Annotated in this window: 15 protein-coding genes; 12 read left to right on the forward strand and 3 right to left on the reverse strand. The window is 61.3% G+C overall.

The features are described 5' to 3' along the window. Positions 1-54: 54 nt before the first annotated feature. From AB4Z24_RS18325 to AB4Z24_RS18340, 4 genes are all read left to right on the forward strand, one after another. The gene (locus tag AB4Z24_RS18325; RefSeq protein ID WP_441710492.1) at positions 55-981 is read left to right on the forward strand and encodes a class I SAM-dependent methyltransferase; all 927 of its coding nucleotides are present in this window, start codon (positions 55-57) and stop codon (positions 979-981) included. Further along, positions 978-1,787 carry a TrmH family RNA methyltransferase gene (locus AB4Z24_RS18330; protein ID WP_441710493.1) on the forward strand — a complete coding sequence of 270 codons (810 nt, stop codon included), beginning with the start codon at positions 978-980 and terminating at the stop codon, positions 1,785-1,787. Before AB4Z24_RS18325 ends, AB4Z24_RS18330 begins: the two co-directional genes overlap by 4 nt. Position 1,788: 1 nt before the next feature. Further along, the gene (locus AB4Z24_RS18335; RefSeq protein WP_441710494.1) at positions 1,789-2,727 is read left to right on the forward strand and encodes a 50S ribosomal protein L11 methyltransferase; all 939 of its coding nucleotides are present in this window, start codon (positions 1,789-1,791) and stop codon (positions 2,725-2,727) included. 71 nt (positions 2,728-2,798) lie between these two features. Further along, positions 2,799-3,383: an NnrU family protein gene (locus AB4Z24_RS18340; protein WP_441710495.1), complete on the forward strand. Its 585-nt coding sequence runs from the start codon at positions 2,799-2,801 to the stop codon at positions 3,381-3,383. Positions 3,384-3,402: 19 nt separating this feature from the next. Here the strand turns inward: AB4Z24_RS18340 and AB4Z24_RS18345 are convergent, their stop codons facing one another. The 3 genes from AB4Z24_RS18345 to AB4Z24_RS18355 form a co-directional block, all read right to left on the reverse strand. Then, the gene (locus AB4Z24_RS18345) at positions 3,403-4,032 is read right to left on the reverse strand and encodes a hypothetical protein (protein WP_441710496.1); all 630 of its coding nucleotides are present in this window, start codon (positions 4,030-4,032) and stop codon (positions 3,403-3,405) included. Further along, entirely contained in the window at positions 4,029-5,228 is a 1,200-nt protein-coding gene (locus AB4Z24_RS18350) for a sialidase family protein (RefSeq protein ID WP_441710497.1), read from the reverse strand. Before AB4Z24_RS18350 ends, AB4Z24_RS18345 begins: the two co-directional genes overlap by 4 nt. A 124-nt stretch (positions 5,229-5,352) precedes the next feature. Then, positions 5,353-7,092, reverse strand: a complete 1,740-nt coding sequence (locus AB4Z24_RS18355) for a L,D-transpeptidase family protein (RefSeq protein ID WP_441710498.1) — start codon at positions 7,090-7,092, stop codon at positions 5,353-5,355. Positions 7,093-7,468: 376 nt separating this feature from the next. Here AB4Z24_RS18355 and panB point away from each other — a divergent pair, with 376 nt between their 5' ends. The 8 genes from panB (at position 7,469) to AB4Z24_RS18395 (ending at position 14,544) form a co-directional block, all read left to right on the forward strand. Next, entirely contained in the window at positions 7,469-8,350 is an 882-nt protein-coding gene (gene panB / locus AB4Z24_RS18360) for a 3-methyl-2-oxobutanoate hydroxymethyltransferase (RefSeq protein WP_441710499.1), read from the forward strand. Between the two features lie 155 nt (positions 8,351-8,505). Then, entirely contained in the window at positions 8,506-9,273 is a 768-nt protein-coding gene (locus AB4Z24_RS18365) for a tetratricopeptide repeat protein (protein ID WP_441710500.1), read from the forward strand. A gap of 29 nt (positions 9,274-9,302) precedes the next feature. Beyond that, entirely contained in the window at positions 9,303-10,649 is a 1,347-nt protein-coding gene (locus tag AB4Z24_RS18370; protein ID WP_441710501.1) for an outer membrane protein assembly factor BamB family protein, read from the forward strand. A gap of 88 nt (positions 10,650-10,737) precedes the next feature. Further along, positions 10,738-12,147 carry a ribosome biogenesis GTPase Der gene (der, locus tag AB4Z24_RS18375; protein ID WP_441710502.1) on the forward strand — a complete coding sequence of 470 codons (1,410 nt, stop codon included), beginning with the start codon at positions 10,738-10,740 and terminating at the stop codon, positions 12,145-12,147. 140 nt (positions 12,148-12,287) lie between these two features. Then, the gene (locus tag AB4Z24_RS18380; protein WP_441710503.1) at positions 12,288-12,548 is read left to right on the forward strand and encodes a hypothetical protein; all 261 of its coding nucleotides are present in this window, start codon (positions 12,288-12,290) and stop codon (positions 12,546-12,548) included. A gap of 195 nt (positions 12,549-12,743) precedes the next feature. Then, complete coding sequence (locus AB4Z24_RS18385) at positions 12,744-13,190, forward strand: DNA polymerase III subunit chi (RefSeq protein WP_441710653.1); 447 nt, start codon at positions 12,744-12,746, stop codon at positions 13,188-13,190. 57 nt (positions 13,191-13,247) lie between these two features. Further along, complete coding sequence (locus tag AB4Z24_RS18390) at positions 13,248-14,090, forward strand: 23S rRNA (adenine(2030)-N(6))-methyltransferase RlmJ (protein WP_441710504.1); 843 nt, start codon at positions 13,248-13,250, stop codon at positions 14,088-14,090. Positions 14,091-14,328: 238 nt separating this feature from the next. Next, positions 14,329-14,544, forward strand: coding sequence for a cold-shock protein (locus AB4Z24_RS18395; protein WP_013948788.1), 216 nt, complete (start codon positions 14,329-14,331; stop codon positions 14,542-14,544). Positions 14,545-14,715 lie beyond the last annotated feature (171 nt).

A 14,715-nucleotide genomic window follows, 5' to 3' on the forward strand; every position in this document is an offset into this window, starting at 1 on the left:
GAGCGGCATTCGTGTTAAAGCGCGGGCGATCGTTCGTTCGAAAAACCTGCGCCGATGCCCCCGCTCGAAAACTTGCACCTCATCACCTCTGACGGATTTCCGGATTACACGCTGCTCGATAGCGGCGCTGGGCGGAAGCTTGAGCGCTTCGGCAAGATCATCGTCGACCGCCCTGAGCCGCAGGCGCTCTGGCAGCCGAAGCTCGGCAAGTCGGAATGGGCGAAAGCGAATGCTGTTTTCTCCGCCTCCGGCGAGGACGATGAAAAAGGCAAGTGGCGGATCGACAAGCCGGTGCCCGACGCCTGGCCCGTGAGGCTCTCCCTGGCACAAACGCCAAAACCCGAAGCGCAGGGCGTCACCATGCTCTGCAAGCTCGCGGGGCTCTGGCATCTCGGTCTCTTCCCTGAACAAGAGCCGCATTGGCGCTGGATGCTCGATCACCTCGCGAGCGTCAAAGGCGAGACGCCGCGCGTCCTCAATCTCTTCGGCTACACCGGCGCCGCGTCGCTGCTGGCCGCCGCCGCGGGGGCCGAGGTAACGCACGTCGATGCGTCCAAAAAAGCCATCCAGTGGGGCAAGGAAAACCAGGAAGCATCAAAACTCGGCGCCGCGAAAATCCGCTGGCTGCTCGACGATGCCGCGAAGTTCGCCGCCCGCGATGTCCGCCGCGGCAAGACCTATCACATGATTATCGTCGATCCGCCGAAGTTCGGGCGCGGCCCCGAAGGCGAGATCTGGGATCTCTTCCAAAATCTGCCCCGGCTGCTCGCCGATCTCGCCAAGCTGCTCGCTCCGGAAATGGCCGCGATGGTCCTAACGATTTACGCCATCCGCGCCTCGTCGCTTGCCTTCGATCAGCTCATGCGGGAAGAGCTGAAAGGCCGAGGCGGCACCTTCGATAGCGGAGAGCTGGCGATTCGTTCGCAAGCCGGCCCGCTCGTCCCGACCTCGCTGTTCGTGCGCTGGAAACAGAACGCATGAACGCTCCGAAGTTGATCACCAGCCTGACGAACGACCGGATCAAAGCTATCCGCGCGCTCGAGATGCGCAAGGTCCGCAAGGAAACAGGCTTGTTCGTCGCCGAAGGCACATCGCTGCTCGTGACGGCGCGCGAGCACGGCTTCGTGCCGGAAACTCTCATCTACCAAACAGGAACGGCGACGAGCGGCATCGCTCGCGGCCTCGTGCGGCATGCGCTCGACGCGGGCTCTGAAGTGCTGGAAGTCTCGGAAGCCGTGCTCGCCAAGCTGGCATCGAAAGACAATCCGCAAACGCTGCTCGGCGTCTTTCGCCAGCGCTTTATCGAACCTCCTGCCCCGGCGAAGGTCGGTGAAGGAACGTGGCTTGCGCTCGAGGAAATTCGCGACCCCGGCAACCTGGGAACAATCGTCCGTACGGCGGACGCGGCCGGCTGCGCGGGCGTCATTCTCGTTGGCACCACGTGCGATCCCTACGCCATCGAAGCCATTCGCGCGACCATGGGCTCGATCTTCGCGGTCCCCCTCGTGAAGATGGATCAGCAGGCCTTCGTCGCGTTGGCGCGAGCATGGCCAGGCGACGTCATTGGCACGCATCTCGCCGCGCGCGAAGACTTCCGAAAAGTCGGCTACAAGGATCCGGTCTTGCTGCTCATGGGCGGCGAGGGCCCCGGCCTCTCGTCCGGCGCGGCAGCCTCCTGTACGACCCTTGTGAAAATTCCCATGGCCGGCGAACTCGACTCGCTCAATCTCGCCATCGCCACAGCGCTGATGCTCTATCAGATCCGCGGTCCACATTTAAAGCTTTGAAATGCGCATCGAATATCATCGCACGCTGATCGCCGATCAGGTTCGCAACGAAGCATTCTTCGCGGCGCTGAAGTCCGTCATCGTGCCCGGAAAATCGGTTGTCGCCGATATCGGCGCGGGTACGGGGCTGCTTGGATTGATGGCGTCGAAGCTCGGTGCGAAAGACGTCTTTCTTTTCGAGGCGGCCGAGGTCGCAGGCGTCGCAGCAGCGGTGTTGAAAGCCAACAAGGCGAAGCGCTGCCATCTGATCCCGTGCCACTCGACGGAGTTCCAGGACAAGCTCGCCGTCGACATCATCGTATCGGAAACGCTCGGCAACTACGCGCTCGAGGAGAACATCATTGCGACGCTCGCCGACGCGCGTCAGCGCTTCCTGAAGCCCGGCGGACGCGTCATTCCGAATGGCATCATTCAGTACGTGGCCCCTGTCGTCACGCCGCGCATCGACGAAGAACTTCGCGCCTGGGATCGCGTCGGTCACGGCCTCGATCTCGCCGTTGCGCAAACGATGTCGCTGAACAACGCTTATGTTCGCCATTTGCAACCGGATGAAATTCTCGACGGTTGCCGGAGCGCGATGGTGTGGGACGAGATCGACCTCACATCTGAAACGAAGTCGAAACGACGCGGCGATGCCGAGTGGCGTTTTCCGCGCCCGGCCAAGATCTATGGCTTTGCGACGTGGTGGAAAGTCGAACTCGTGCCCGGTATCGGATTTTCGACGGGACCGTTGTCGCCGCGCACGCACTGGGAGCAACTCTATTTCCCGCTGTTGACGCCGATCGATGCCAAGGCAAGCGATGTCGTCTCGATAGACCTTCGTTCGAGTTCGTCGGAAGAAGCAGGCACCGATCTCGGCTGGACGGCCGTTCATAAAAGTCCTGAAGGCAAAGTCCTTGCGCGCCAGGCGCTCGAACTCGACAAGGGTTACATCCCTTAAATCGAACGCATTTGGCGCTCGCCCATTTTTGATGCTATGCGGTCGGGCGATTATCAGGGAGGGCGCGCGCCATGATGGTTTTAATCGTCGGATTGATCTTATTTCTCGGCGTCCATTTGGTTCCGACCCAACCCGAGCTGCGCGACGGTCTGAAGGCGCGCATCGGTGAAGGGCCTTACAAGATCCTCTTCTCGCTGTTGTCGCTCGCGGGCTTGGTTGTGATCGTGCTCGGCTATCACAAGCTGCAGCTTCATCCAGGCAAGAACCCGATCCTGTGGGAACCGCCGGTGTGGACGCGCCACATCGCCGTTGCCTTGATGCTGCCGGCGATCATCCTGCTCGTCGCCTCGCTCATTCCGTCGCGTATTCGTACGGCGACGCGCAATCCACTGCTTATCGCCATCAAGATCTGGGCGCTTGCGCATTTGCTCGCGAACGGCGACCTCGGTGCGCTCCTGCTTTTCGGATCGTTCCTGGCGTTTGCGGTTTACGACCGTATCTCCGTGAAAAAGCGCGGACTGCTGCCACCTCCCGCGCCGGCGAGCGCGTTGAACGACGTCATCGTCGTTGTCGTTGGTCTAGCGCTTTATGCTTGGCTGCTGCTCGGCGGTCATCAGTGGCTGATCGGCGTCGCGCCGATCCCGCAACTTTCCTGAACAGGAACCTCGTGCTTGGCTAAGCTTGCGCTAGCGCCTTAGCTGGCCGGAAACGCGCGGAGAGAAATTGGGTGACGAGAACGATCCACATGCCGGTCGCGATGATCCAGGCGACCGGGTCCACGACATAGTCCCAGAGATTGCGGCTTTGTCCTGCGTCGGCGAGAAACGCGATGATCGCCGCGTTCAGCGTCAACGCCGTGATGACATAGCCGCGGAAAATCGCGGTGCCGAGAACGATCGCGATTGCGATCGGCAAAAGGTATCCGCTGTAGCCGAGCACGTACGTGTCGTAATTCAGAAAGCCCACGGCCGCCGGATAAAGCGCGAACCCGGCAAGAGCCAGCATCAGCGTGCCGAACCGAAACTCCGCTGATGAGGCGAGCCGCTGATTGTTCAAGGTTGCGATTGCCAGAACGACAAGCACGACCAGTCCCGGCAGCGATGGACGCTCGACGGCTGAAGTCATCCACTCGATCAGGGACCGCGTCGAGATTGCGATCAGGAAAGCGCCGAGACCCCCTGCCAGCCCGAAAACGGCACGCCGCGCCGGCGATTTCGTCACGAAGCCCGCGACCGCGGCCGAAACGATGAAAACGATCAGCATCGCGCTCGTTCGGTTCATCAGAAAATCGAGGGTCGTGGTCATTGCTGCGCCGTCCGCGATTGCGAGCCGTGTTGCACCCAGGCGCTCGAAAACCGGACGTGATTGATGGTTTTCAGCGGCCGCGAATAGACGACATCGAACTGACCGGGCGCCGACTCGATCAGATAGGGATACGTCACCGCGTTTTTCTCGTTTTCGTCATCCATTCGCGCGACGACGCCGACACGTTGAAAAGTTTTGCCCTCGAGATCGGTGAGAGCGAGCGTGATGTTGCGCTCGATCTTGGGATCATCGTTGAACGCCAGCAGAATGTGCGAAGCGTCATAGCGTATCGCGGATATCGGTCCGCCGGGATTTGGGAGATCGATCGGCGACGGCGGTGTCCAGGTCCTTCCGCCGTCGGTGGTTCGCGTGATCAGAATGCTTTGCGGACGCGCGCTCTTCAGGCGCCGGACGAAGGCGATCGCCGTCGCCGGTCCTGTCGGGACGATCGATGGCTGGTATCCGACTTTTCCGCCGTTACCCATCCTGCGCCGATCGACGACGCGTCCGTCTTTGTCGAGCACGAGCAGGACCGGATATTTGCGGTTCATCTCGTGATAGGCGGGAAGGCCGATCCGCCCGTCGGAAAAAAGGATCGGAACGGATTTGGTGAGATGAGACATGTTCAGGAACGGCGACGCCTGCAGCCGCTCGGCCGGTCCCCAAGTCCGGCCATTGTCGAAGCTGCGGATCAGCCCGATCTCGCAGGTCGCCCAGCCGCTGAGCTTGGAGGCAGCGAAGAACAGCCAGATCTCGTTCTCCGAGCGCCGGAAGGAAACAGGATTGGCCAGCGACTTGATCGTGATGCCGAAGTCGCGGCTAACGCGGGCGCTATTCGTGACGACGGACTCGGGCGACCATCGCGAGCCGTCGAAGCGCGACGAAACGAGTTCGGCATCGTAAGCCCCTTCATACGTCGCGCGATACCACGTCGCGAAAAGGCCGTCCGGAGTGGCGATGACCGATGCGCCGTGTACAAATTCTTTCGCGTCAGGGGCCGTGATGACTTCGCTGCGGGTATCGAGAGCGCCGAGCACCGGAATCTCCGGAACGCTGACCGCGAAGGTCCACGGTTCGGTTCGCGGTGACATCTTGTTGAGTAGAACGGCGATGAGACCCGCCGAGCAAATGAGCAATGCCCACTTTGTCCAGGTTGCCCAGCTCGCAAAGGTCTTGGTGCTGGGATTTGTCAGCAAAATCGTGTCCCCGCCGGAATTCGCATTTGGGGTATAGGCGCGCCAATTCCCCTGTCAACGACACTGGAACGGAGTTTTGAGCGAATGCCGTCGCCAAACGGCGAAACGGACTGTGGAGATCTGCTTAGCGCGTCAGGACGACGAATTCCGTACCGCCGCCGTTCTCGTTGAGCGGCAGCTCGCGGTCGGAAACGATCAGCGACGAGCCGGGCCGCGCGAGTTCGCTAATCGTCTGAAGGATATCATCGGGAATGGTGAAGGCACTGAGCGCCTCCGTGGCCATTCGAACGTTCAGGCTGCGTCCGAGTGCCAGCGCCGTTCTATTTTTCTTTCTCTTCCCTTCTTCGTCGAACGGTTGTCCCGGAACCGGCGTCTGCGCGCTGACGAGCCTCCAATCGAACGTATTGGGATCTGCGCCATACCTCATGGCCGTAAAGACGTGCGTTCCAACCTTGTGCGGCAACGGCGCGACGTTGATCGGCGCCTCGAGAAGCGGATCGAACCCTTGCCGAATGTAGAGCCGCTGCGCGCGAAGACTGACCAGCACCGAAATCGGTTTCGATCTGAGCCGCATTTCCTTGTTGGCGTCCGCCAGCGAGGCCTTTGCCGATGAAAGATCCGTTTCCGCGTCGCGCACGGCGTTGGCCGCCCTATCGCGCGCCGTCTGCGCCGCCGAATATGACGCTTGAACTTCTGCGAAGCTCATATCGCTTTGCGCAGCTTGCGCGCGAGCCTTGTCGGCCTCGATCGTCAAATCGAGCAAGGCATCCTCGAGCGCGCTTTCGCGATCCTGGGCGATGCCGGCGTAGCTATTGGATGTTTGGAGATCGGCGACCAACTGCGGCCTTGGCGTTCCACCCGACATATAGGTCTCGAACGCCTTCATGGCATCCTGCTGCCGTGCTTCCGCGGCTGCGAGAGCTTCGCGGATCGGCGCCACCGAGCGCCGCGCCGCTTCATACCGCTGGCTGGTGCTATCGAAGTCTTTTGCCGTCGTTCCCACTCTTTCCTGCGCCGCGGCGAGCGCCGATTCAGCGGACTTCAGGGCTGCGCGCGCGCGATCAAGCTTTTGCTGCATGATCTGGTCGGCTTCGGCGCGCGTCGTCGGACGGCGCTGCGGATCGCGCGGCATGTCGGCAACGGCTCTGATGAGCGCGGGCGAAACGCCGATGAACAGCGGCAATTCCTGCGGTGCATCCGACGTTGAGCTGTCGTCCGCTTGATTGCTGTTGACGGCGAGCTGTGCGGGCTTCGATCGGTCAGACCTCAGCGCCGAAACTTCGTCAGCAGGCAGAGGCTTGAAAAGTTTCGGACTGTCGAACGCGATCGGTTCGACTTCCTCGGAGGTGACGACGACGCGACTGCCGATCTTCGTCAGCCCGTAAAGCTTCTTCGAGAAAGCGAAGGGAAGGCGGATGCAGCCGTGTGATGCGCGAAAGCCGGGAACGACGCCCGCATGAAGCGCAACGCCCGACCACGTGATGCGCTCCTGATAAGGCATCGACGCGCCGGAGTAGATGTTGCTCGTGTGATAGACGTTCTTTTCCAGGATCGAGAAGACGCCGGTTGGCGTATCGAAACCGGGACGGCCCGTTGACACACGAGAAGATGTGATTTCGCCATCCGCATCGTAAACGCGGATCTTCTGCTGGTTGATCGAAACGACGAGAAGAAGCGGCGACGTCGGCGGCGCGATGATCGCGCCTTCACCGGGAGCTTTCAGAGATTTGAGTTTGAGAATGCCGGATTTGGATTTTGCATCGACGGCAGACGGGCCGACGAAAATGCTCAATACGAGAATGCTAGCTGCGATCGAACGCAACGCCGGCGAAACTCTGCCTTTGAACTTGCTGGAACGACGCACGCGACCCACCCGACGTCGAAATGACAACACCCGTCAGAACGCTGGCAGCAGGCTCGTAATTAACCTCAGTCAGCGGTATGAATTGGCTATCAGAGGCCAGTGAGACGACGCAACCACAGTGCCGCACCACCTGAGATTCGGGGCTGGCGATGTGGCGCTAATTCAACGCTTTCGCCGATATTGCCCGATTAACTGTGGAAAGCCAGTGGAGAAATTTACCATGCCGCGGGCTTTTGCCGGGCGCTCGGCGCTAGCGGCTTGCCCCACGGTTTCGTAAACTGTGTTTTCGCCGGACATTGGCGTGCCTGCGGGTGCGTTCAGGCTGGCCCAATTGCTCACTTTGAGAATGCACGGCGCCTGCGCCGATCGGAGTAAAATGTCTATCCACGTCAAGCGCCGCCGGCTCATGGCGCCGGACATCACAGCCTTGAAAGGCGGTGAGCCAATCGTTGCGCTCACGTCCTATCACGCGCACACGGCAGCGATCGCCGACAACCACTGCGATTTCCTGCTCGTCGGCGACAGCCTCGGCATGGTGATGCACGGCTTCGAAACGACCGTGCCTGTGCCGCTCGAATTGATGATCATGCACGGTCAGGCAGTCGTCAGGGGTTCAAAGCGTGCCCTCGTCGTCGTCGACATGCCGTTCGGGACGTACGAAGAAAGTCCCTCCATGGCCTTTCGTAACGCTGCGAAAGTTATGAAAGAAACCGATTGCGGCGCCGTGAAGCTCGAAGGCGGCAGACGCATGGCGGAAACGATCCGTTATCTCGTCGATCGCGGCATACCGGTCATGGCGCACATCGGTTTGACGCCCCAGTCGGTGAACGTGCTCGGCGGATTCAAGACGCAGGGCCGCACGATCGATCAGTGGCATGCGATTGAAGAGGACGCGCGGCTCGTCGCCGAAGCTGGAGCATTCGCCGTCGTTCTCGAAGCGATGACCGCTCCGCTCGCCGAACGGATCACCAAGGCCATACCCATTCCAACCGTCGGCATCGGCGCCTCGGCCGGCTGCGACGGCCAGATTCTCGTCATGGAGGACATGCTGGGCCTGTCGCCGAACGTCCCAAAATTCGTGAAGAAATTCGGCGCGATCGGAGCGGCCATCGACAGCGCGATAGCCTCATATGCCGCGGAGGTCCGGGGCCGGACATTCCCTGCGAAAGAGCATACATACAGTCTGAAGAACGACGAGGCCGAACCGTCGCTGGCCGCGGCCCGAGCCACGAAAAAGCCCAAGACCACGAGCACTTAGCTGTTCAAGGCCAAGGTTTATGTACGCTTGCACAAAGGAAACTTCGGGCGAGGGCTTGCTCGGAGCGCCCGCTCCGCTATCTATGCCCCGCTAGCCGGGCTGATCGTGAGAATATTCTCCGCCAGTCCCGGCGACTGAATGAGGTTTGAGAGTTAATGGCCGACAATGATGACAGTCTGCTCCGCGAGGTCCAGGAGGAACTCCGCCGCGAGCAGATGCAGAAAATCTGGCAGCGTTATAACGGCCTGATCTTGGGCGCCGCAGCGCTCATTGTTCTTGCCGTGGCAGGCTACAAATTCCTCGAAACGCGCCGCATTACGGCCGCAGAGGCGGGCGGAGCTGAATTCACGGCCGCCGAAAGCCTCAGCGATCAGAAAAAGAAGGAAGAGGCGGCAAAGGCCTTCCAGACGATCGCGGAAAGTGGTCCGGCCGGCTACGCCGCACTCGCAAAGCTGCAGCTCGCCGGTGCGCAGGTAAAAGAGGGCAAGACGGCGGATGCCGTTGCAACCTACGATTCGCTTGCGAAGCAGCCAGGCGCCGATGATCTGTTGAAAAACTTCGCCCAACTGCAGGCCGCATCCTTACGGACGGCAGATGCGGACTATCAGGAAATCCAGAATCGCTTGACACCTCTCATCGGCGAGAACGCGCCCTACGACAAGAGCGCGCGCGAATTGCTCGGCGTTGCTGCATTCAAGGCAAAGAAGTTCGATGAGGCGCGCAAGTATCTGGAACCACTGCTTCTCGACCCCAATGCCTCTGATGCGCTCCAGGAGCGTGTAAAAGTCATAATGTCGGGCATAGCTGCCGACGAGGTTGCCGCGAACGCGCCGCCAGCCGCGACGCCGCCGCCGGCAAAGGCAGCCGAGCCTGCAAAGCCGGCCGAGCCGGCAAAGACGGAAGCCGGCGCCGATAAGAAGTAGAGCCGCGAAGCGGTGAGGGGAGAACGGGGTTGAGCAAAGGGGGACTTGAGATACGTTTCGGCGCGTCGTCGCTTTTGGTGATCGCCGCGACCCTGTTGCTTGGCGGTTGCGCCGGCGATGGTCCGTCCCTGCCGAAGATGAGCGAGCTCAACCCGTTCAAGGAAAAGCAGACGCCCTTGCCTGGCCGCCGCATTCCGATCGTCGACACGACGGAAAGCATCTCCGCCAATCTGGCCGCCGCAAACGCGCCGGTCGTAATCCCATCGCCGCGCGCGAACGATACATGGTCCCAGCCGGGCGGCGAACCGGGCAATGCCCCCGGCAATCTCGCGCTTAACGGACCGCTCCATCAGACGTGGAGTGCGAGCGCCGGACAAGGAACTTCAAAAACCGGCCGCGTGACGGCGAGCCCGATCATATTCGACGGCCGCATCTACACGCTCGATGCAGCGGCGAATGTCGCGGCCTTCTCGCTCTCGGGTTCGAGCGTCTTCACGATCTCGACGAAGCCCGAAACGACCGTTGGCCTCGGCGGCTACGGAGGCGGTCTCGCCGCCGAGAACGGCCGCCTGTATGTCGCGAACGGCTACGGCGTCGTCGCCGCGCTCGACCCGGCGTCGGGCAAATCGATCTGGACCAAAAACCTCGACGTCCCGGTGCGCGCCTCGCCGACCGCATCCGGTGACCGGCTCTACATCATTACGATCGATGGCAGATTCTATTGCTTGAACGGAGTTGACGGTGCCGAGATCTGGTCTGCTCGCGGACTGCCGCAGAGCGCCAGCTTGATGACCTCGTCGAGCCCCGCCGTCGATCAGGACGTTGTTGTCGTCCCGTACCCTTCGGGGGACATCATGGCCTTCAAGTTGACGGACGGATCAACCGTCTGGACTGAAAATCTTTCGCGCACCCGCCAGACCTCGCAGATCGCTTCGATGAGCGACGTCGCGCGCCCCGCGATCGATAATGGAACGGTCTACGCCATCGGTCACGCTGGACGTATGATCGCCACTCACGCCAAGAACGGTGATCGTGTGTGGTCCGCGAACATTCCTGGCGCCGAGCCGCCATGGGTCGCAGGCGATGCCGTTTACGTCGTCGATACGAGTGGCCGCCTCATGGCGCTGAACCGCGCCGACGGTAAAACGCGCTGGACGACCCAGCTGCCTGCGGCAAAGAGCTATTCGGGCCCCGTCATGGCGGCTGGTACCCTGTGGCTGGCGTCGAGCAAGGGCGATATCGTCAGCGTTGACGCAGCAACCGGCAAGGTTGGCGGCCAGTTGAGCGTCGGCGAAACGGTTTATATTCCGCCGATCGTGGCCCAGGGCAAAATGTTCGTATTGACCGATTCGGCAAAACTCATCGCCCTCAACTGAGAATTGGGCTAGGAGGTCGACGTTGGCTTTCCGCTTCTGAGCGGCGAGACGGCGATCCCCCAGCAATCATGTTCTTGTCGGCACTCTTTTGACTCTCCCTGATCACATTCCCGTCGTCGCCATCGTGGGCCGTCCCAACGTCGGCAAGTCGACCCTGTTCAACCGTTTGACCGGAACCCGCGCGGCGCTGGTCTCCGATCTGCCGGGCCTGACGCGCGATCGCCGCGAAGGCACTGCGGATATCTTCGGCAACGAAATTCGCCTGGTCGACACAGCGGGCCTCGAAGAGGCGCAGCGCGGCTCGATCGCGGACCGCATGCGCAAGCAATCCGAGCAGGCCATAACCTCGGCCGATCTCATTCTTTTCGTCATCGATGCGCGCGCCGGCGTCACTGCCTCCGACAAGGAATTTGCCCGCATCGCCCGCCAGTCGGGCAAGCCGGTCGTTCTGATTGCGAACAAGGCCGAAGGTCACAAGGGCGCCGACGGCGTACTCGACGCCTTCTCGCTTGGCCTTGGTGCACCGATTGCGATCTCGGCCGAGCACGGCGAAGGCATCGGCGACCTCGCCGACGACGTTCTGGCCGCGCTCGGGCTGAAGGCCGCCCCGGCTTCGCGAAAGCGTCGCTCCGCCGACGCTGAAGCTGCCGCTGGGAAGCCTGAAGAACAGCCGGAACGCGAGAAGCGCATCCGCGTTGCAATCGTCGGCCGCCCGAACGCCGGCAAGTCGACGCTCGTCAACGCGTTGCTGGGCGAGGACCGGATGATCACGGGTCCGGAGCCTGGGCTGACGCGCGACAGCGTCTCGAGCGACTTCGAATACAAGGGGCAAGCTATCCGGCTTTTCGATACCGCCGGACTTCGCCGCAAGGCCAAGATCACGGAGACGGCGGAGAAGCTGTCGGCGAGCGACGCCGTTCGCGCCATCCGCTTCGCCGAGGTCGTCGTGCTTCTGATCGATGCCGAACGGCCCTTCGAGCACCAGGACCTGACGATCGGCCACCGCGTTACCGAAGAAGGCCGCGCGCTTGTCGTTGCGATCAACAAATGGGATCTCGTCCCCGAAAAACAGAAGACGCTGCGGGAACTCAAGGCCCGCGTCGCCGAAAGCCTGGCGCAGGTTCCAGGCGTTCCGCTCATCGCGATATCGGCGCGCTCGGAGAGCGGGCTGGATCATCTGATGTCGGCTATCGCGAAAACGTATGAGACCTGGAACCGCCGGGTTTCGACGCCGCAGCTCAATCGCTGGCTCGAAGGCGCGCTAAGCCGTCACTCGCCGCCCGCCGTACACGGACGCCGCATCAAGATCCGCTATGTTACGCAGCCTTCGACTCGTCCGCCGACGTTCGTCGCCTTCTCGCAGCGCGCGGAGGCCCTGCCTCAGTCCTATGTGAAGTACCTGACGAACTCTCTACGAGAGACGTTCGATCTTCCCGGCGTTCCGATTCGCTTCAGTCTTCGCTCGGGCGACAATCCGTTCGCGCCGACGAAGCGCTGAGCGCGAACTGCGCAACATCCTCTCCGCAAATTGAAATCGTGCGAGCGATATGTCGTGCTCGCAACGAGGAAAAAAGTTAATTTTCGAATCAAGTTCGTTCGCGTAGAGGACGCCAATCACGTAACGACGAGGGAAGACGAATGAGAAAGCTTGATGCGGCGCTGATGTCAGTCGTTTTGGCAGCAGGGACTGCGCTTTTCGCGGGTGCGGCTATGGCCGCTTACACCGCGAAAGTGAGACAGGCTTGCGCAGGAGACTATCAGAATTTCTGTTCGCAATATTCGCCCGAAAGCGCCGAACTTCGCCGGTGCATTGAGGCCAACAGAAAAGGCCTGACGCAGACCTGCGTGACGGCTTTGATCGACGCAGGCGAAGTGCCGGCGAAGTATCTAAAGAAGTAAATCTGTAAGAAGATCGCAGCGGGCGGGAGCGCGCGGCTTTGGCCGTCATGCTCGCCGCCCGCACGGGCGTCAGCCGCATCAACTGGCGCCGCTCCGGACGGGGTTAGATAGGTGCCCCGCACCGCAGTTCAAGACCTTCGTCCGACCAACCCGCAAAATGTTGCGTTCTCGCCTCCGGTGCGCCATGCAAGCGGGATGGACGTCTTTTTCTACCATCTCGAACAGCAGACTCTGGAGCGCGTTCTGCCGAGCCTCCTTGAGAAGACGCTCGCGCGCGGCTGGCGCGCCGTCGTCCAGGTCGGGAACGAGGAACGGCTCGAGGCGCTCGATCAAGCGCTGTGGACCTACGCGGACGATAGTTTTCTGCCGCACGGAACGGCCCGCATCGGCCACGCGAGCGAGCAGCCGGTTTATCTGACGCTGACCGACGAGACGCCGAACGACGCGGGCGTGCGATTTCTCGTCGACGGCGCTGAAGCGCGCGAGTTCAAGGGAGCCGAAAGGTTTGTCTATGTCTTCGACGGACACGATCCTGATGCCGTCGCCACCGCGCGTGCCCAATGGAAAGCCGCGAAGGCCGCGGGATGCACGGTCACGTATTGGCAGCAATCGCAAACCGGGCGCTGGGAACAGAAGGCCTGATGCCGTCGTCCCGCCGCATCGCCGCTTATCGCGGCCCATGAACTCGGTCATCGAAGCATGAACTACCACCACGATTATCACGCCGGAAATTTCGCGGACGTCCTGAAGCACGTCATCCTGGCGCGTGTCGTGACGTACATGAAGCAGAAGCCCAGGCCGTTCCGCGTGATCGATACGCACGGCGGAGCCGGTTGCTACGATCTCGCAGGAACGGAAGCGAGCAAGACCGGCGAATGGCGCGAGGGCATCGCCCGCTTGTTCGAAGCGGAGTTGCCTCAGGCCGCCGCCGAGTTACTTGCGCCCTATCTCGAAACCGTTCGCGCAATGAACGGGGCGGAACTCCGCTACTATCCGGGAAGCCCGCTCATCGCCCGCCATCTCATGCGCCCCGACGATGTGCTAATCGCGAACGAACTCAACGCGGCTGACTTCGCGCGGCTGAAGGAAGAGCTTCGCCCCTTCAAGTCGACGACCGTTCTCAACATCGACGCCCGGCACGCGGTGAAGTCGTTGCTGCCGCCGAAGGAACGGCGTGGTCTCGTTCTGATCGATCCGCCGTTCGAGGAGCGAAGCGAATTCGCCGACCTCGCGACGGCCGTCGGCGAGGCGATGACGCGCTTCGAAACCGGCACCTATGTCATCTGGTATCCGTTGAAGGATGAAGCGGCGGCGGACCGCTTCGTGGCGACGGCTACGTCGCGGGCCGGGCTCGAATTTCTCGATGTCAGGCTCGCTGTCATGAAGTCGTTTGCGGGCCTTGGCCTTACGGCCTCCGGCGTTCTCGTGATCAATCCGCCGTATATGCTCGAAGCGGAACTTGAGACGATTATGCCCGTGCTGAAAGATCAGCTGGCGGAGGGTTCCGGGTCGGCGTTTGAGCTGCGCAGCGCCGTTCAGTAACGGCCCAATGGTTGCTGTGCAGCATTTCATCTTGCAAGGTGCCCCTATTTACAGGATAAATTGCCGCACGTTACGGCGGGCAGCGGCACGGTAGCTCCCGACGCGTTCGACATGACCGGCGCGTATTTTTGCGATCCGGCAGGAGGCGCTTGGGATCATTCGGCTCCGAGGCCCGCCGCGGTGTCGATGCGAAGCTTCAATCGAGCTTCCATCATGCCGGGCCGCCAGGAGAGCATGTATGCGCCAGACAGGTACCGTTAAATTTTATAATTCCCAGAAGGGCTACGGCTTCATCAAGCCGGATGCAGGGGGCAATGACGTTTTTGTGCATGTAACCGCAGTTGAGCGATCCGGCATCGGCGAGCTCAATGAGGGGATGCGAATTTCATTTGAGACCGAGCCTGATAAACGCGGCAAAGGTCCAAAGGCCGTCGATCTCCAAAGAGCCGGCTGAAGTTCGTTGCGACAAGTATTGCTCGCGTCGCGGCCTTGGTCGCGGCGGCGAGATAGTGTTGGTTTGAGCATCGTCTATCGAAATTCCGCGTCGCTTTGACGTACGATTGTGATCCTTTGGCAGCGATTGATCTTCGCATTGCCGCAGATGGGGAACAGCTCTCCGTCTGCT

This window comes from Hyphomicrobium sp. 2TAF46 (assembly GCF_052114865.1).
Lineage (GTDB): Bacteria > Pseudomonadota > Alphaproteobacteria > Rhizobiales > Hyphomicrobiaceae > Hyphomicrobium_B.

What these genes read in the sequence shown, in the direction of transcription:
- AB4Z24_RS18325 (WP_441710492.1), top strand. Translation starts at nt 55, where the DNA reads ATGCCCCCGCTCGAAAACTTGCACCTCATCACCTCTGACGGATTTCCG.
- AB4Z24_RS18330 (WP_441710493.1), top strand. Translation starts at nt 978, where the DNA reads ATGAACGCTCCGAAGTTGATCACCAGCCTGACGAACGACCGGATCAAA.
- AB4Z24_RS18335 (WP_441710494.1), top strand. Translation starts at nt 1,789, where the DNA reads ATGCGCATCGAATATCATCGCACGCTGATCGCCGATCAGGTTCGCAAC.
- AB4Z24_RS18340 (WP_441710495.1), top strand. Translation starts at nt 2,799, where the DNA reads ATGATGGTTTTAATCGTCGGATTGATCTTATTTCTCGGCGTCCATTTG.
- AB4Z24_RS18345 (WP_441710496.1), bottom strand. Translation starts at nt 4,032, where the DNA reads ATGACCACGACCCTCGATTTTCTGATGAACCGAACGAGCGCGATGCTG.
- panB (WP_441710499.1), top strand. Translation starts at nt 7,469, where the DNA reads ATGTCTATCCACGTCAAGCGCCGCCGGCTCATGGCGCCGGACATCACA.
- AB4Z24_RS18365 (WP_441710500.1), top strand. Translation starts at nt 8,506, where the DNA reads ATGGCCGACAATGATGACAGTCTGCTCCGCGAGGTCCAGGAGGAACTC.
- AB4Z24_RS18380 (WP_441710503.1), top strand. Translation starts at nt 12,288, where the DNA reads ATGAGAAAGCTTGATGCGGCGCTGATGTCAGTCGTTTTGGCAGCAGGG.
- AB4Z24_RS18385 (WP_441710653.1), top strand. Translation starts at nt 12,744, where the DNA reads ATGGACGTCTTTTTCTACCATCTCGAACAGCAGACTCTGGAGCGCGTT.
- AB4Z24_RS18390 (WP_441710504.1), top strand. Translation starts at nt 13,248, where the DNA reads ATGAACTACCACCACGATTATCACGCCGGAAATTTCGCGGACGTCCTG.
- AB4Z24_RS18395 (WP_013948788.1), top strand. Translation starts at nt 14,329, where the DNA reads ATGCGCCAGACAGGTACCGTTAAATTTTATAATTCCCAGAAGGGCTAC.